Below are 17,293 nucleotides of genomic sequence, written 5' to 3'. Positions count from 1 at the left end.
GGGATGGCTCTGTGCAGGAGTGTCCTGAGCTGCGCGGTCACCCTGTGGGAGCGAATTCATTCGCGAGAGGCCAGTACAGCCGATACATTTCTGGCGTCTGACACATCTTTCGCGAATGAATTCGCTCCCACAGAGACTGGGCTATTTCGCAGGACTAGGGTTTGAAGGAAGGTTTAACGTGAAACGAATCCATGTAGCCGCCGCGGTCATTCGTGGCACCGACGGCAAGATTCTCATTGCCCGACGCGCTGACAAGCAGCATCAGGGCGGCTTGTGGGAGTTTCCCGGTGGCAAAGTCGAGCCCGACGAAACCGTCGAAGCGGCCTTGTCCCGCGAGCTGAAGGAAGAGCTGGGCATCCTGGTCGCCAAGGCGCGTCCACTGATCAAGATCAAACACGACTACCCCGACAAGCAGGTGTTGCTGGATGTCTGGGAAGTCTCGTCTTTTACCGGCGAGCCCCACGGCGCCGAGGGCCAGCCATTGGCCTGGGTGTCGAACCGGGAGCTGGCCAGTTACGAATTTCCTGCAGCGAATCAGCCGATCGTCGCAGCCGCTCGCCTGCCAGGCGAATACCTGATCACGCCGGATGCGCTGGACACGCCCCAGTTGCTCAAGGGGATGCAGAAGGCGATTGCCGATGGCATCAAGCTGATTCAACTGCGTGCGCCCAACGGCTACGACCCCAAATACCGCGATGTCGCGGTAGACGCGGTGGGCCTGTGTGCAGGCAAGGCGCAGTTGATGCTCAAGGGCCCGCTGGAGTGGCTTGGGGACTTCCCGGCGGCTGGCTGGCACCTGACCAGCGAGCAGTTGCGCAAGTACGCCAGCAAAGGCCGTCCGTTTCCGGAAGAGCGCTGGCTGGCGGCTTCGTGCCATAACGCTGAAGAGTTGTCCCTGGCTGAGCAGATGGGTGTGGATTTCGTCACCCTGTCGCCGGTTCAGCCGACCCAGACCCACCCCGACGCTCAGCCGTTGGGATGGCAGCGGGCGAGGGCGTTGATCGAGGGGTTCAGCAAACCGGTTTATCTGCTGGGTGGCGTTGGCCCGGCAGAGCGCCAGCAGGCGTGGGAAAACGGCGCGCAGGGCGTGGCGGGGATTCGGGCGTTCTGGCCGAAAGGGTTTGAATGAGAGGTGATTTCCGTCTGGCTGACGCGGAATCACACTGTGAGAGCGAATTCGTTCTGGGCGGCATTGCGACGAGACATAAGTACAGGCGACAGATGTGGGTTGGATGCACCGCCGCCTCGCGAATGAATTCGTTCCCACAGGATTACCCCACCGTTTCATTATCCACCGCTCACTCCGGTCTCTTCGCCGCCTCCCACAAAATCTCCGCCACACCCTGACGCTTCGCGATGATCCGCGCCGCGACAAACAGTAAATCCGACAGCCGATTGATGTACGCCAGCCCAACCCCGGCCAATGGCTCAATGGAATTGAGATGCTGACAGCGCCGCTCGGCACTGCGCGCCAGGCTGCGGCACACGTGAGCCTGGGCGATCAGTGAAGAGCCGCCGGGCAGGATGAAGTTTTCCAGCGGCCCGACTTCTTCATTCCACTTATCAATGGCGGCTTCCAGCCGTTCGATTTCCGTCGCGTTCAGCGCCTGATATTCAGGCATCGCCAGCTCGCCGCCGAGGTCGAACAAGCGGTGCTGACAAGGCGCCAGCACATCGATCACTTCCTGCAGCGCCGGCGTCGCGTGGGCCAGCCCTTCAAGCCCCGCCAGCAGCAAACCCAACTGGCTGTTCAGCGTATCGACCTCGCCGATGGCCTCGATCCGCGGATGATCCTTGGGCACCCGTCGACCGTCCCCCAGACCGGTTTCGCCCTTGTCACCGGTGCGCGTGTAAATTTTTGACAAGCGAAATCCCATGGTTCTACTCCCGGTCGTTCTGACCAATGATCTGCGGGGCGGGCACGTTCATCGGGTTGCCCGCCAGTGGCAGACGCAACGTGAAGCAGGTGCCCTGGCCGAGGGTGGAGTGCACCTCCATCTGGCCCTTGTGGTTGTTGGTGATGATGAAATACGACACCGAAAGCCCGAGCCCTGTACCCTGGCCGACTTCCTTGGTGGTGAAGAACGGCTCGAAGATACGTTTGCGTACGCTTTCGGGCATGCCGACGCCGTTGTCTTCGACCTGGATTTCCGCCCATGGCGGGTTCAGGCGCGTACGCAGAATGATGCGTCCTGGCTCGGTTTCGTGGTCGCGTTGGTGAATCGCCTGCGCTGCGTTTTTCAGCAGGTTGAGCAGGACCTGTTCCAGCTCGTTCGCCGTGCCGGGCACCGGGCCGAGCGTTGGGTCGAACTGGCGCAGGATGTTCTGGCCTTTGAAGTCGAAGCCGATGGTCAGGTCGAAATCGTTGCTGGCGATTTCCACTGCCTGATCGATCAGCGCGGGAAGGTCGCACGGCGCCATCTGCCGGTTGCTGCGCCGGCTGAAACTGAGCATGTGGCTGACGATTTTTGCCGCCCGGGCGCCGGCCTGCTGAATGCCGTCGAGCAACTGCGGCACCTCCCGCGCGCTGAGGTACTGATTTACCGCAGACAGCTCGATGCCCTCCTGCTCGGCCTGCTCAAGGTTCTTCGGCAGCTCCGGCGACAAACGCCGACGAATGTTCTGCACGTTGTGCATGATCGCGCCGAGGGGGTTATTGATCTCGTGGGCCATGCCCGCCGCCAGACCGCCCACCGAGAGCATCTTCTCCGACTGCACCATCATGTCTTCCAGCGACAGACGCTGGGTGATGTCGTCGATACGGATCACCGCGCCACGTCCGGCGCCGCCGGTCAGCGGGTAGAAGGTCAGCGCGAAGTGGCGGGTGAGGTCGTCCTTGACCCAAGTGACGCGCTCGATCTTGGTCACCGTGTGGCGTTCGACGGTCTGTTTGATCTGCGGCAGAAACGCTTTCATCGGCGGGAAGGCCAGGAAAATCGGCTGGTTCAGCGCTTCGTCCAACGGCGTGCCGGAGAGGGCGCCAGCTTCCTGGTTCCACTGGGTCACGTACAGCTGTTCATCGAGGGCAATCAGCGCCGAGGGCATGGAGTCAATGATGCTGTTCAGATAATTCTGAAAACCGGTGAGTTTTTTCTCGATCTTGCTACGGACCTGAACTTCCAGTTCCAGTTTGCGGTTGGTGTGGCGGGTCTCTTCGGCCAGCCCCTGAGCCTGATCATAGGCATCCTGAGATTCGTCGCGCGCGCGCTTGAGCTGCTGCTCGCGGGCCTCCATGCGCGACAGCATGGTGTTGAACGCTTCAGCCAGCGAGCCGATTTCGTCCTGATTGCCGGGGCTTGCGCGTAGCGCGTAGTTCTCTTCACGAGTGACTCGGCGCGACAGTTCTTCAAGCTGATAAATCGGCTCGGTGATGAAGCGCCGAATCTGCCGCGCCACACCGGCCCAGAGCAGCACGCTGAAAATCAGGATGCCCAGGCTCGCGGTCAGGGTCCCGGTGTAGAAGGCTGTCGGCAGTTCGCTACTGGCCACCAACAGCAAATGCCCCGGCGCTTGCCCCTGTTTGGGGACCGGGACGACCTGGGTGTTGCGAAATTCGGTGATGCGCCAGCTTTCCAGATTGCGGTAGTGGTCGGGCAGACGCAGTTTGTCGCCCTGTTGCATCTGCGCCAAGCGATTGCCGCTGCTGTCGTAAACGGCTGCGGCGCGCAGGGGGCCGTAGTTTTTCAACTCCCTGAGCAGCGCCTGGGCGCCGTAGGGCGATGAAAGCGCCTGTTCGGAGAGCCCGGGGTTGCTGATCAGGCGGCCGATGGTCTGCAGGGCCTGAGGCGCCATGGCTTCCTGGGAGATGTAGTAAGCGGCGCTGATGAAGGTCAGGTTGGCGACCAGCAGAACGGTGGTCAGCAGAACCAGCAGGGCCGCCAACAGCTTCTGGCCGACCGGCAGGTTTTCGAGGCGCTGGCGCAATGGCATGGGGCAGAGTCACTGGCAGATAAGAAAGAGGAGGTTAGCGCTGTTCGGGGCGCGAGCAAACCCGTGGCGCAAAGTATGGAAAATCTGTGGCAGCAAATTCATTCGCCATTGGCCGGAACATCTGATGGATCGGTGTCGGCTGTGACGCTGTCTCGCGAATGAACTCGCTCTCACAGGTGGGCGGCTCACTCGCTGGGCAGGCCTTTGGAGGCCAGATGCCGCAACAGCTTGTGGCGAAGGGCGTTCAACAGGGGAGCCTGAATACCGTGCTGCACCGCAGCGTCGCACACGTACCCCAGCAGATAGCTGATCTCAGTCCTCCGCCCCTGGGCGACATCCTGATACATCGAGGAATAATTGGCCGCCGTCGCGGCAATAACGCGATTGACTTCTTCATGCAGTCCCGCCGCTGCGTGGGGCCGGCCACAACCTTGCAGCACCCGAACCAGTTCATCGCACAAGGCTGTCACTTCTTCGGCATGTTCGCGTAGCTCGCCATTACGGCACTCCAATAGCACGGTAAGCGGGTTAATCGCGCAGTTCAGCGCCAGTTTGCGCCACAGCCGGTCGAGAATACCCGGCGTCCATTCAGCAGGAATACCAGCCTTTTTCAATTCATTCAGCCATTGGGGAGCGAGGTGTTGCTCGCCGTCACCCAGCCAGTTGCAGCCCTGGCCTGCGAAGATCACGCTGAAATCCTCATCGCGAAACGCGCCTTCGGTGCTGGAGACAAAGATACAGCGCGCCTGAGGCACCGAGTTCGCCACGGCCTGCTGACTGCCCAAGCCATTTTGCAAAAGAAGAAGTTCAGCACCGGGCGCCAGGCGCGACGCAACGCTGGCAACAGCCTGTTCGGCATCGTAGGCCTTGCAGGCCACCAGCAGGCGCTGGATCGGTCCCGGATCGTCGAGAAGCTGTGCGCCGATGGCATAAGCCTTGCGCTGACCCTGTTCGCTCAAGGTCAGCCCGCCTTGGCATTGATAGGCCAGTAGACGCTCGCGATTGCGCAGCAGCAGGCGCACCGGCAACCCCGCGCGAGCCAGCCGTGTGGCCCACAGACTGCCCAAACTGCCAGCGCCGAGGACGTGCCAGGTGGTCGGTTTCAAGAGAGGGCGCGCCGCGGGTCAGTGAGCACGCAGCAGGGATAAAACAAAAACGACATCGCAGGCTCACATGAACAGGGGAAAAGTCTCGTTATAATGACCGGGCTTTCATACCGTCAAGTCAGGCGTGCTCCATCGACATGTCGAGCCGCGCCGCATCAATTGGAGAATCTACATGCCCTCGTTCGACGTAGTGTCCGAACTGGATAAACACGAAGTCACGAATGCCGTCGACAACGCGATCAAGGAGTTGGACCGCCGCTACGACCTCAAAGGCAAAGGCAGCTTCGAATTCAAGGAAAAGGAGTTGACTGTCAACCTGACCGCCGAAGCCGAGTTTCAGCTCGAGGCGATGATCGAGATCCTCAAGCTGGCCCTGATCAAGCGCAAGATCGACGTGCAGTGCCTGGAAATCAAGGATGCCTACGCGTCCGGCAAAGTGATGAAGCAGGAAGCCACCCTCAAGGAAGGCATCGACAAGGAGCTGGCAAAGAAGATCGTCGCCCACATCAAAGAAGCCAAACTCAAGGTGCAGGCCGCCATCCAGGGCGAGCAGGTCCGTGTGACCGGCAAGAAGCGTGACGATCTGCAGGAAGCCATCGCGGCTTTGCGCGGTCACGAATTCGGCATGCCGCTGCAGTTCAACAACTTCCGCGACTGATCGCCCCGATTTGCCACGACGCGGGAACCTGCGGGCTCTGTGCGCGTCGCAGTGCATGTCTCTTGAAACGATGGCGCCATGGAGCGTCATCGTTTCTGTCTTTCGTTTCGCGACCCCAAGGAGCACTCAATGGATCTGGATTTGAACGGCCAGGTGGATCATCTGGTGAAGGCTTCCCAAGCCTGGATTCCCATGGTCATGCAGTACGGCAGCCGCGTGCTGCTGGCCGTCGTCGTATTGCTGGTGGGCTGGTGGCTGATCAATAAGCTGACCTCCAAGATTGGCGCGCTGTTGGCGTTGCGTCATGTGGACCTGGCGTTGCAGGGTTTCATCAGCAGCCTGGGCAACATCATTCTCAAGATTCTGCTGATCGTCAGCGTGGCCTCGATGATCGGCGTGGAAACCACCTCGTTCGTAGCCGCCATCGGTGCGGCCGGTCTGGCCATCGGTCTGGCGCTGCAAGGCAGCCTGGCCAACTTTGCCGGCGGGGTGCTGATCCTGCTGTTCCGTCCGTTCCGCATCGGCGACTGGATCGAAGCGCAGGGCGTGGCGGGTACCGTGGACAGCATTCAGATTTTCCACACCATCATTCGCACCGGCGACAACAAGACCGTGATCCTGCCCAACGGCAATCTGTCCAACGGCATCATCACCAACACCAACCGCCAGCCGACCCGCAAGATCACCTTCGACGTGGGCATCGACTACGACGCCGATCTCAAGCAGGCGCTGGGTGTGTTGATGGAAATGGCTGATGACCCGCGCGTGCTGCAGGATCCGGCACCGCAGGCTGTGGTTGCCGCATTGGGTGACAGCTCGATCACCGTATCGCTGCGTGTCTGGACCAAGACTGGCGACTTCGGAGACGTGTCCAACCGTTTCAACGCGGAAATCCGCGACCGTTTGCGTGCGGCCAACATCGACATCCCGTTCCCGCAGCGGGTGATTCGTGTGGTGCAGGATCAGCAGGAAGCGGCGCCTCAGCGTTAGCGTTCAGCGCTGAAACACCAAAGCCCCGACTCGTGAGAGATCGGGGCTTTCTGTTGTGGGTCGGACGCCGCTGAACCTGTAGGAGCTGCCGGAGCTGTGCGACTGCCGCTAATGCGGTGGTGCAGATACTAATGGGGTGTCTGACACACCGCTTTCGCTGCCGTCGTAACCTTCGACGTCTCCTACAGGGATATGAGCGTCTGAGCGAGCAGTTATGGCCTGTCGCTCGCAGGCGTCTCCACAGGCTTCTGCTCCTCATCCGGCTTCTCCTTACGCAGCTCCTGAGCCCAGTGCAGAGCGATCATGAACAGCGTTGGCACGCCCATCAGCGCGGTTGCCAGGAAGAAGTTGTGATAGCCCAGCTTCTCGACCATCACCCCGGAATACCCCCCGATCAGACGCGGCAACAGCAGCATGATCGAGCTGAGCAATGCGTACTGGGTGGCGGAAAACTTGAGGTTGGTCAGGCTCGACAGGTAGGCCACGAACGCCGATGTCGCAAGGCCTGAGCTGAAGTTGTCCAGCGAGATCGTGACGATCAGCATCTTCAGGTTCGGGCCCATGTCGGCCAGCATCAGGAACAGCAGGTTGGTCGCAGCCGATGACACGCCACCAATGAACAGGATCGGCAAGATGCCGAAGCGCACGATGGCCAGCCCGCCAAAGGCGGCGCCTGCCAGTGTCATCACCAGACCGAAGATCTTGCTGACACTGGCGATCTGGTCCTTGGTGAAGCCCTGGTCGATATAGAACACGTTGGCCATGACGCCCATGACCGTGTCGGACATGCGATAGGTGGCGATCAGCCCCAGAAGCAGAAATGCTTGCCAGCGGTAGCGCAGGATGAAGTCGTTGATCGGCGTGAGCACCGGCGCCAGGCCGCGTCTGCCCATGGAGGAGAGACAGGCGGCGGTCAGCAGGGTGTACAGGATGGCGCGCAGAAACGCGCGGTCTTCCATCAGCAGGCTTTTCCAGGTGGCGTCCTGAAACAACACGCTGGCGAAATCGGTGTTGTACAGCTGGGTGAACATTGCCGGCACCGACACCAGCAGGATGATCAGCACGAACACCGAGGCCAGTTGGTGGGCGAAGCCGTAGCGGGCCGCAGACAGCTGGGTGCGCAGGGCGACGGGAGGCTCACGCATGATCAGCGTGGTGATCAGCGCGGGCACCATCAGCAGGCCGAACAGCACGTAGGTGCCGGTCCACGCCGAGTGCTTGTAGGCAAAGCCCGAGGAGCCAAAGCCCTCGGCAAAGTACAGTGCGCCCGCAGTGGCGAGCAGGGCGGCGACGCGATAACCCGCCATATAGCTGGCCGCGAGGGTGGCTTGCTGGCTGTCGGAGGCGATCTCCAGACGGTAGGCGTCGATGGCGATGTCTTGGGTTGCCGAAGAGAACGCCACGACCACGGCGATCGCGATCAACCAGGACAGATGCTGCTGCGGATCGCAGAAGCCCATGCCGATCAGGCCGAGGGTCACCAGTGTCTGTGAGAGCACCAGCCAGGAGCGTCGACGGCCCAGTTTGCCGAGCAGGGGCAGGCGCCATTGGTCCAGCAGCGGAGACCACACCCATTTGAAGGCGTAGGCCAGGCCGATCAGGCTAGCGTAGCCGATGGTTTCACGGGCGACACCGGCTTCTCGCAACCAGACCGACAGCGTGGAAAACACGAGCATGTAAGGCATGCCCGCGGCGAATCCGAGGAGCAGCAGCACAAACGTAGAAGGGCTGGCATAAGCGGCGAGCGCGGCGCGCCAGGTTTTGCGGGGCATGGGCTGAAATCTGCCTCAGATTACGTAAACAAAGCGCGCACTCTAACCGTTGTGCTCTGTCGGGCGCCAGCCATGACGCTGCATATCCACACGATTGTTACGGATGGTCACTCCTTCGGCCCGTAATCGCGCCCGTTGCTCCTCTCCGGAAACGGTTCCGGCGGCCAGGCTCAGGCGTCCACCGGCGCCCAGGACCCGATGCCAGGGCAGGCGGCTGCCATCAGGCAACTGACTCAAGGTGCGGCCCACGAAACGTGCCGCTCGTCCTAAACCGGCCAATTGCGCTAAATGACCGTAGCTGACGACCTTGCCTTCCGGAATCTGCTGCAGGGTCAGGTAAAGCGCCGTGCGGCGGGCCTCCGCGGGCGTCTGTCCGCTCGGGTCGTCTGTCAGGGAAGTGGGTTCGCTCAACGTTTCTTTCCTGTTTAAAGGACCAGCGGGAATTTCGATAAGGAACTAGGGAAATTTCCTACGGTCAGTGATTCCTGTGTCGGCGGTCTCAGGATTGCCTCGATGTTGTCCCGAAGGATAATGCCCGATTTACCGCCAACCAGAGCCCTGTCGTCGCTTATGTTGTCCAGAACCCTGTTGTGCCTCGCCATTACCAGTGCTTCCACTCCGCTGCTCGCCGATACCGTCTGGTTGAAGAACGGCGACAAACTGACCGGGACCATCAAGGTCTTCGACGGCGGCAAGCTGCTGCTGAACACCAAATATGCCGGCGATATTCCGCTGGACTGGAAAGAAGTCAAGACGCTGGAAAGCGATCAGCACCTGCTGGTCAAGCAGGATGCCTACACCGGCGAAATCTCCAAGTCGCTGCATGCCGCCGATGACGGCAAGGTCACCTTGGCCAATGGCGACGCGCCGAAGACCGTGGATCTGGCCAGCATCCAGCAGATCATGAAACCCAAGCCTGTGGTCACCGATCTGGTGTGGAAGGGCAATGTTGACGCTGCCCTGGACTTCCAGCGTGCAGACAAGGACACCGACGACTACAACATCGCATTCAAGACTTCAGCGACTCATGGCAAATGGCGTCACAACGCCGAGGGTGAGTACAACCGCGAGACCCAGGACGAAGAGACCACCACCGACAACTGGAACGCCGAATACTCCATCGACCGTTTCATCACTGACAAGTGGTTCTGGGATGGCCGGATCACCTACAAGCACGACAACATTGAAGACCTGCGCCGCCAGAGAACGGTCGGTACCGGTCCGGGCTATCAGTTCTGGGACGATGAGCTGGGTGCGTTCAAGGTCGGCACGCTGCTTAACCGCACGGACTACGAATACTCCAACGGCGAGAAAGACAACTTCTATTCGGTATCCGGCACCTGGGATTACAACCGCTACCTGATCGGCAAGAAGGTAGAGTTCTTCACCAACGGCGAACTCGGCAAGCCCATCAGCGGTGTGGCCGATTACAGCCTGGATACCGAAATCGGCCTGCGTTACAAAGTCACCGAGTGGGCGTCCCTCAACCTCAAGGCCGAGAAGAACATCATCAGCGGTTCCGACGATGGTGATCTGGACAAGACCCGTTACACCGCAGGCTTCGGTGTGGCCTGGTAAAGGCTTCTTTATATAGCAGCCCGCCTGGTTTGAGGTCAGACCCGATTTCTGTGGGAGCGAATTCATTCGCGATGGGGTTTGTCCGGCGACATATCTCTACCGGCCGTACCGGCGTCTCGCGAATGAATTCGCTCCCACAGGGGCAATGTGAGCTACAAATTTTTACGCAAATCCCTTGGAAAATCGTCACGCGCCTTCAATCTGGCACCCCTGAGCGATAACGATTATCGTGTGGCCTTATTAGCTGTTCGCGGCTGTACGTCCCATTCGAATCCATCGTTGTTCATCTGTTCAGGAGCCCCACCATGAGCGCCATAGCCAACCGGCAAGCCCGAGAATTGTTGCTCAAGGAATATCGCGGCGTGCTGTCGACCCACTCCAAGTCGATGCCCGGTTATCCCTTTGGATCGGTGGTGCCGTATTGCCTGGACGATCAGGGCCGTCCGCTGATCCTGATCAGCCGCATCGCCCAACACACCCATAACCTGCAAAAGGACGCCAAGTGCTCGATGATTGTGGGTGAGCGCGAAGCCGAGGACATTCAGGCCGTGGGCCGCGTGACTGTCATGGCCGAAGCGCAAAAGATCACCGACCCGGCCGCCATCGAAGCCGCCGCCCAGCGTTACTACCGTTACTTCCCCGAATCCGAGAGTTACCACAGCGCCCACGATTTCGATTTCTGGGTGCTGATGCCGATGCGCTACCGCTTTATCGGCGGGTTTGGCGCGATCCACTGGCTGGACGACGTCGCGCTGGCCAACCCGTTTGCCGGGGCGGTCGAGACGGGCATGGTCGAGCACATGAACGACGATCACACCAAGGCCATCGCCCATTACGTCGAACTGGCCGGTCTGCCGCAGACCGAGCCTGCGGTTCTCGTGGGTATCGACAGCGAAGGCATGCACCTGCGCATCGGTCAGCGTGTGTACTGGCTGGCCTTCGCCGAGCCTTGTAATACGCCGACACAAGTGCGCCAGGCCTTGGTTCAGCTGGCTCACGCTGAAAAATGGCCGACCGCTGAAGCGAACGAGGCTTGAATTAACGACTTTGCGACTTCACCTAGTGTCTACTGGAAGCCTTCTTCCGTTGAGGACACTATTTGATGCGCGTTTTTCTACTGCTTTTATTGCTTTTTCCGGTGCTCGAGCTGTTCGTGCTGGTGAAAGTCGGGATGTCGATCGGCTTTCTGCCGACCTTCCTGCTGGTGGTCGCCGGTTCCATGCTCGGGTTTTTCGTCATTCGTGTGGCAGGCCTCGCCACGGCCATGAGCGCTCGTGAAAGTCTGGCGCGGGGCGAGTTGCCCGCTCAACAGATGATGGACGGGCTGATGATGACGGTCGGTGGCGGCCTGCTGGTACTGCCCGGTTTCATCAGCGACGTATTGGGCCTGATCTGCCTGATGCCGTTCACCCGCCGACTGTTGGCGAACAAGGTGCGCCAACGCGCCGAAGCGTCGGCCAGCCGACAGCGAGCGTTTGCCGATGACCTGCGTTCGGCAGGTTCTGCCGGTACGGGTCATCCGGGTGCGACGCGTCCTGGCGCTCGACAGCCTGAGGTCATCGAGGGTGAAGTGATCGAGGGCGAGTACAAGCCTGTCGACAAAAAGTGATTGCGGCCACAGACCTGCACGGCACCTTCGGGTGCCGTGCGCGTTTTCATGGCCTCATCTTGCTTAAAAAATTTCTTGCTCAAGCCTTGTAATCAGCTTGCCCGCCCTTATGTATGGGTCACCGCAAGGTTTCTGACGCATTTCGTCAGACCGTATTCTGCGGTTCGCCTGCGAACCGCAACCGGCAAGCCCGGATGTTTTAACCACCTGGTGCCAACACCGGGCGTTCAAAAACCATAATTAGGAGATCGACAATGAAGCTTCGTCCTCTGCATGACCGCGTCGTAATCCGTCGCAGCGAAGAAGAAACCAAAACTGCCGGCGGTATCGTTCTGCCGGGTTCCGCTGCTGAAAAACCGAACCGCGGCGAAATCATCGCTGTCGGCACGGGTCGCATTCTGGACAACGGTGAAGTACGTGCGCTGGCCGTGAAAGTGGGTGACAAAGTGGTGTTCGGCCCTTACTCCGGCAGCAACACTGTGAAAGTAGACGGCGAAGACCTGCTGGTGATGAGCGAGAACGAAATTCTCGCGGTCGTCGAAGGCTGAGTTGATACCCCGCATTTCCCGTTACTACAAAGTATTTAAGGAATAACGATCATGGCTGCTAAAGAAGTTAAATTCGGCGACGCTGGCCGTAAAAAAATGCTGGCTGGTGTAAACGTCCTGGCTGACGCTGTCAAAGCGACCCTGGGCCCGAAAGGCCGTAACGTCATCATCGAAAAAAGCTTCGGCGCTCCGCTGATCACCAAAGACGGTGTATCGGTTGCCAAAGAAATCGAGCTCAAAGACCGTTTCGAAAACATGGGCGCGCAGCTGGTCAAAGACGTTGCCTCCCGTGCCAACGACGACGCCGGTGACGGTACCACCACCGCTACCGTTCTGGCTCAAGCCATCGTCAACGAAGGCCTGAAAGCCGTCGCTGCCGGCATGAACCCGATGGACCTCAAGCGCGGCATCGACAAGGCGACCATCGCCATCGTGGCTGAACTCAAGAAACTGTCCAAGCCTTGCACCGACTCCAAAGCCATCGCTCAGGTCGGCACCATCTCGGCCAACTCCGACAACTCCATCGGCGACATCATTGCCGAAGCCATGGATCGCGTGACCAAAGACGGCGTCATCACCGTTGAAGAAGGTTCGGGTCTGGAAAACGAGCTGTCGGTCGTTGAAGGCATGCAGTTCGACCGTGGCTATCTGTCCCCGTACTTCATCAACAAGCCGGACACCATGGTGGCCGAGCTGGACAGCCCGCTGCTGCTGCTGGTCGACAAGAAGATCTCCAACATCCGCGAAATGCTGCCAGTGCTGGAAGCCGTTGCCAAAGCCGGCCGTCCGCTGCTGATCGTTGCCGAAGACGTTGAAGGCGAAGCCCTGGCGACGCTGGTTGTGAACAACATGCGTGGCATCGTTAAAGTTGCAGCCGTCAAGGCACCGGGCTTCGGCGACCGTCGCAAGGCCATGCTGCAGGACATCGCTGTCCTGACTGGCGGTACCGTGATCTCCGAAGAAATCGGCCTGAGCCTGGAAACCACTACCCTGGAACACCTGGGTAATGCCAAGCGCGTTGTGCTGAACAAAGAAAACACCACCATCATCGACGGTGCCGGCGTTAAAACCGACATCGACGCGCGTATCGCTCAGATCCGTCAGCAAATCGGTGACACTTCGTCGGACTACGACAAAGAGAAACTGCAAGAGCGTCTGGCCAAGCTGTCCGGCGGCGTTGCAGTGATCAAGGTCGGTGCAGGTTCCGAAGTCGAAATGAAAGAGAAGAAAGCCCGCGTTGAAGACGCCCTGCACGCCACCCGCGCAGCCGTCGAAGAAGGCGTGGTACCTGGCGGTGGCGTGGCACTGGTTCGCTCGCTACAGGCTATCTCCGAACTGAAAGGCGACAACGCTGATCAGAACGTTGGTATCGCTCTGCTGCGTCGTGCGGTTGAAGCACCTCTGCGTCAGATCGTTGCCAACTCCGGTGACGAGCCAAGCGTTGTCGTCGACAAGGTCAAGCAGGGTTCGGGTAACTTCGGTTACAACGCAGCTTCCGGCGAATACGGCGACATGATCGAAATGGGTATCCTGGACCCGGCCAAAGTGACTCGCTCTGCGCTGCAGGCGGCGTCCTCGATTGCCAGTCTGATGATCACCACCGAAGCGATGATTGCTGACGTGGCAGAAGACAAGCCTGCAGCTGGCGGCATGCCAGACATGGGCGGCATGGGTGGCATGGGCGGCATGATGTAAGTCGGCCCGACCCGGATGTACAAAAAACCCTGCTTCGGCGGGGTTTTTTTATGGGTGTTTGATTTGGGATTGTCGTGAGTTTTTGGGCGCATGTCTTGGGATTCTTACTCTGATGCCCTGTCGGGCCTATCGCGGGCAAGCCGCGCTCCTACATTTGTTGCAACGTGCCCATTCCTGACGGACCGAGTTGTTAGCCTTTGGAGCTGGCACTGAAGATTGTGTGTCGACCACCAAGGCTATCCACTCGGTCTATCAGGCCATGGCACGTTTAAGCAAATGTAGGAGCGTGGCTTGCCCGCGATAGGCCCGACAGGGCAACAGAGTAGCGATTTAAAGCCAATCCAAAAGCTAACAACGCGGTCTACCTACCCAGAAACCGCCTCACCTTGTAACGCGCTGTCCTTCTTACCCTCCGGCCGGTAAAGCACCGCGTAATAAGCCCCCAGACAAATCAACCAGCAAAACAACGCCGTCCAGATGTTATGAGAAAAGAAATGCGCGCCCTGCAGCATCCTCCCCACTGAAAACACCGTCCCCAGGCCAAACGCAAACACCAGACCCGCCTTGGCCAGACGCGGCTTGCGATCACGAAATACGAAGAACAGCGCAAACAGCGTAAAGCCCGTCGCCGCATGGCCGCCGGGCCAGCAACGGCCTGGCTTGTCGGTGGACGGGCGGGGGCTGAGCAGTTCGCTGTACGTTTCCTGCCCGCCGAATTCGGTCAGGCTCCAGGGGCACTGAACGGACGTCACCACCTTGACCGGCGTAACAAAACTGGTGGACAACGCCATCGACAGCACCATGCAACCCAATTCGCGCTTGCAGCCCTTCAACGGCCCGACGAAGAACGACGCAACAAAACCGATGAACGAGAGCACCCCCAGCGCAATGACGACCTGCTTGGCGCGGTCGTGCAGGATGTTCTCCAGAAAATAACTGTGCCGGCCGATGAATCCGCCGTTTGCAGGGTTGTAGGCCAGCTTGGCGATGTCCATGTCCAGCGAGGTCAATTCCAGTAACAGTAGGCTGATGGCCGTGATAGCGGGGATGCCGAGGTAAACCCACAGGTTGATCGGGCGCGAGGTGGGCCGTTCGAAGACTTCAGACATGGTGAATCCCGTGTGATGGCGATGAAGGTGGACCGAGAGCATTCGGCAGTCTGTTCTGAGGGCTGTCGCCGGGCCGTGAATCACGAGTGAAAAAAACGTTATGCGCACCGATGCTGGCCCTCGGGCGAACTTGGCCGTAAGCTGCCGCCAACTCTGACCTCATCGAGACACGCCCAAGGTGTGCCCAGGTCATGCCGACGACCGCCTACGGAGACATGCGCCCATGAGAATTCTGCTGGTTGAAGACAACCGCGACATCCTGGCGAACCTGGCCGACTATCTGGGTTTGAAAGGCTACACCGTGGACTGCGCGCAAGATGGCCTGTCCGGGCTGCACCTGGCCGCGACCGAACATTACGATCTGATCGTGCTCGACATCATGCTGCCGGGTATCGACGGCTACACCCTGTGCAAGCGCCTGCGTGAAGACGCCCGCCGCGACACCCCGGTGATCATGCTCACCGCGCGGGACCAACTCGACGATCGCCTGCAGGGCTTCCGCTCCGGTGCCGACGATTACCTGCTCAAGCCGTTCGCGCTGTCGGAACTCGCCGCGCGGATCGAAGCCGTGCTGCGTCGCGCCCAGGGCGGTGGCCGTCGCACGCTGCAGGTGGCCGACCTGATCTACGACCTCGACACCCTGGAAGTGACCCGTGAAGGGCGCCTGCTCAAGCTCAACCCGGTCGGCCTGAAGCTGTTGGCCGTGTTGATGCAGAAGAGCCCTCACGTGCTGCGTCGCGAAATCCTCGAAGAAGCCCTCTGGGGCGACGACTGCCCGGACAGCGACAGCCTGCGCAGCCACGTTCACCAGTTGCGTCAGGTGATCGACAAGCCGTTCGCCAAGCCGCTGTTGCAGACGGTGCATGGCGTGGGTTATCGCCTTGCCGAGGGCCGCGATGGAGTTTAAGCAGAGCCTTGCCCAGCGGATCATCATCGCCTTTGCCCTGATGAGCGCGCTGGTTGCCGGTTCTTTCGCCATGGGCATCGTGGCGACGGTTCATCTGGTTGAAGAGAAACTGATCTCGGCGGGCCTTGGCGGCGACCTGACGCGTCTGTTGCTGATGGACAGCGTCGAGGACTGGAGCCATCGCCCCGAGCCCGATCAGCTGTTCTATTTCAGCGGCGGGCCGGGGGATTTCGAACTGCCCAAGGACCTGCGCCATCTGGAACCTGGTTTCCATGAAGTGTTTCGTGGACCGTTGTCCTATCACGCCATGGTCGAAGTGGTCGATGGCCGTCATTACGTGCTGCTGCAGGATCAGAGCGATTTCGAAGAGCGCGAGCGCGTGTTGTTCGCGGTCGTGCTGGTGGGCTTTGTGCTCGCGCTCGCGCTCGCCGTGGTGCTGGGCTGGATTCTGGCCCGCCGGGTGATGGCACCGGTGGTGCGGCTGGCGCGACAGGTGCGTCATCGTGATCAGTTACTGGGCCTGGCGCCGCCGCTGGCGCCGGATTACGCCGCGGACGAAGTCGGTGAACTGGCAGTGGCCTTCGATGCCACCTTGGGGCGGCTGCGCGATGCACTGACCCGCGAGCGGATGTTCACCAGTGACGTGAGCCATGAGCTGCGAACGCCATTGATGGTCCTCGCCAGCTCCTGCGAGCTGCTGCTGGAAAACCCGGCGCTGGATCAACGGGCGCGCGCGCAGGTCGAGCGGGTAGGGCGGGCCTGTGAAGAAATGCGCGATCTGGTGCAGACGTTCCTTATGCTGGCACGCACCCAGCGTGACGATGCCGGGTTGAACCCGAGTTTGTCGTTGCAAGGCGCGGCGCAGCAATTGCTGACGCTGTGGCGTGAACCGATCGAGACCAAGGGCCTGCGTCTTGACTATCACCCCGAAGCCGCTGGCGAAGAAACGTACAACGCGACGTTCCTCTACGCAGTGATGGGTAACTTGCTGCGAAATGCATTGCACTACACCGATCAGGGATTCATCCGGCTGACCTTGTTGGCTGACGGCTTCACTGTTGAGGACTCGGGTGTCGGGATTCCGGTGGAGAAGCGCGAGGCGATGTTTCAACCGTTCGTGCGTGGCAACGAAAAGCGTGGCGAGGGGCTTGGGCTGGGGCTCTCACTGGTTCAGCGGATCTGCGAGAACCAAGGCTGGACGGTGAGCCTGGATACCATGGAGCCCAATGGTTGCTGCTTCACGGTCGTGTTCAAAAGGTGATTGGCTGACAGTCCCGACAGTTAACGGCAGGACAATGTATTGGCTGTGTAAAGTTTGCTGTCATCTTCAGGATTGTGGCCATATGCTAGCCCATCTTCTGGAAAAACCTCGTAACATTTGTTCCCGTTGA

At 60.0% G+C, this 17,293-nt stretch carries 16 protein-coding genes; 10 read left to right on the top strand and 6 right to left on the bottom strand.

Features of this window, described 5'->3' with window-relative positions; genetic code table 11:
- Nucleotides 1–178 precede the first annotated feature (178 nt).
- A complete protein-coding gene (locus tag AC07V9_RS02380; protein WP_495014080.1) occupies nucleotides 179–1,129 on the top strand; it encodes a Nudix family hydrolase in 951 nt (316 codons plus the stop codon).
- Between the two features lie 169 nt (nucleotides 1,130–1,298).
- Here AC07V9_RS02380 and AC07V9_RS02375 read toward each other — a convergent pair whose 3' ends face one another.
- From AC07V9_RS02375 to AC07V9_RS02365, 3 genes are all read right to left on the bottom strand, one after another.
- Nucleotides 1,299–1,877, bottom strand: coding sequence for a cob(I)yrinic acid a,c-diamide adenosyltransferase (locus AC07V9_RS02375; RefSeq protein ID WP_495014079.1), 579 nt, complete (start codon nucleotides 1,875–1,877; stop codon nucleotides 1,299–1,301).
- 4 nt (nucleotides 1,878–1,881) lie between these two features.
- Nucleotides 1,882–3,930 (bottom strand): sensor histidine kinase, encoded by a 2,049-nt coding sequence (locus AC07V9_RS02370; RefSeq protein ID WP_495014078.1) that lies wholly within the window; start codon nucleotides 3,928–3,930, stop codon nucleotides 1,882–1,884.
- A 185-nt stretch (nucleotides 3,931–4,115) separates the two neighbouring features.
- A complete protein-coding gene (locus AC07V9_RS02365) occupies nucleotides 4,116–5,036 on the bottom strand; it encodes a putative 2-dehydropantoate 2-reductase (RefSeq protein ID WP_495014077.1) in 921 nt (306 codons plus the stop codon).
- A 172-nt stretch (nucleotides 5,037–5,208) separates the two neighbouring features.
- Between AC07V9_RS02365 and AC07V9_RS02360 the strand changes: the two genes are divergently transcribed.
- Nucleotides 5,209–5,694: a YajQ family cyclic di-GMP-binding protein gene (locus AC07V9_RS02360; RefSeq protein ID WP_495014076.1), complete on the top strand. Its 486-nt coding sequence runs from the start codon at nucleotides 5,209–5,211 to the stop codon at nucleotides 5,692–5,694.
- 135 nt (nucleotides 5,695–5,829) lie between these two features.
- Complete coding sequence (locus tag AC07V9_RS02355) at nucleotides 5,830–6,684, top strand: mechanosensitive ion channel family protein (protein ID WP_495014130.1); 855 nt, start codon at nucleotides 5,830–5,832, stop codon at nucleotides 6,682–6,684.
- A 212-nt stretch (nucleotides 6,685–6,896) separates the two neighbouring features.
- Here the strand turns inward: AC07V9_RS02355 and AC07V9_RS02350 are convergent, their stop codons facing one another.
- On the bottom strand, nucleotides 6,897–8,456 hold the full coding sequence (locus AC07V9_RS02350; protein ID WP_495014075.1) for an AmpG family muropeptide MFS transporter: 1,560 nt from the start codon (nucleotides 8,454–8,456) through the stop codon (nucleotides 6,897–6,899).
- A 42-nt stretch (nucleotides 8,457–8,498) separates the two neighbouring features.
- Nucleotides 8,499–8,867, bottom strand: a complete 369-nt coding sequence (locus AC07V9_RS02345; RefSeq protein WP_495014074.1) for an MGMT family protein — start codon at nucleotides 8,865–8,867, stop codon at nucleotides 8,499–8,501.
- A 159-nt stretch (nucleotides 8,868–9,026) separates the two neighbouring features.
- On the opposite strand from AC07V9_RS02345, the gene AC07V9_RS02340 reads away from it, so the two are divergent.
- The 5 genes from AC07V9_RS02340 to groL all read left to right on the top strand — a co-directional run bounded on the left by AC07V9_RS02340 (nucleotide 9,027) and on the right by groL (nucleotide 13,886).
- Nucleotides 9,027–10,034 (top strand): DUF481 domain-containing protein, encoded by a 1,008-nt coding sequence (locus tag AC07V9_RS02340; protein WP_495014073.1) that lies wholly within the window; start codon nucleotides 9,027–9,029, stop codon nucleotides 10,032–10,034.
- A 305-nt stretch (nucleotides 10,035–10,339) separates the two neighbouring features.
- Nucleotides 10,340–11,071 carry a HugZ family pyridoxamine 5'-phosphate oxidase gene (locus AC07V9_RS02335; protein WP_495014072.1) on the top strand — a complete coding sequence of 244 codons (732 nt, stop codon included), beginning with the start codon at nucleotides 10,340–10,342 and terminating at the stop codon, nucleotides 11,069–11,071.
- Between the two features lie 65 nt (nucleotides 11,072–11,136).
- On the top strand, nucleotides 11,137–11,643 hold the full coding sequence (locus AC07V9_RS02330; protein WP_495014071.1) for an FxsA family protein: 507 nt from the start codon (nucleotides 11,137–11,139) through the stop codon (nucleotides 11,641–11,643).
- Between the two features lie 254 nt (nucleotides 11,644–11,897).
- Entirely contained in the window at nucleotides 11,898–12,191 is a 294-nt protein-coding gene (locus AC07V9_RS02325; protein ID WP_296179801.1) for a co-chaperone GroES, read from the top strand.
- Nucleotides 12,192–12,242: 51 nt separating this feature from the next.
- On the top strand, nucleotides 12,243–13,886 hold the full coding sequence (groL, locus tag AC07V9_RS02320; protein ID WP_495014070.1) for a chaperonin GroEL: 1,644 nt from the start codon (nucleotides 12,243–12,245) through the stop codon (nucleotides 13,884–13,886).
- A gap of 365 nt (nucleotides 13,887–14,251) precedes the next feature.
- Here the strand turns inward: groL and AC07V9_RS02315 are convergent, their stop codons facing one another.
- Nucleotides 14,252–14,995, bottom strand: a complete 744-nt coding sequence (locus AC07V9_RS02315; protein WP_495014069.1) for a phosphatase PAP2 family protein — start codon at nucleotides 14,993–14,995, stop codon at nucleotides 14,252–14,254.
- Between the two features lie 223 nt (nucleotides 14,996–15,218).
- Between AC07V9_RS02315 and colR the strand changes: the two genes are divergently transcribed.
- The gene (gene colR / locus AC07V9_RS02310) at nucleotides 15,219–15,902 is read left to right on the top strand and encodes a two-component system response regulator ColR (RefSeq protein WP_259098423.1); all 684 of its coding nucleotides are present in this window, start codon (nucleotides 15,219–15,221) and stop codon (nucleotides 15,900–15,902) included.
- Nucleotides 15,892–17,163, top strand: coding sequence for a sensor histidine kinase (locus AC07V9_RS02305; RefSeq protein WP_495014068.1), 1,272 nt, complete (start codon nucleotides 15,892–15,894; stop codon nucleotides 17,161–17,163). Before colR ends, AC07V9_RS02305 begins: the two co-directional genes overlap by 11 nt.
- Nucleotides 17,164–17,293 lie beyond the last annotated feature (130 nt).

Source organism: Pseudomonas sp. GW821-FHT02A11 (assembly GCF_059421985.1).
The sequence above is the reverse complement of the archived record's forward strand: the minus strand, read 5'-3'. Positions and strand labels throughout refer to the sequence as shown.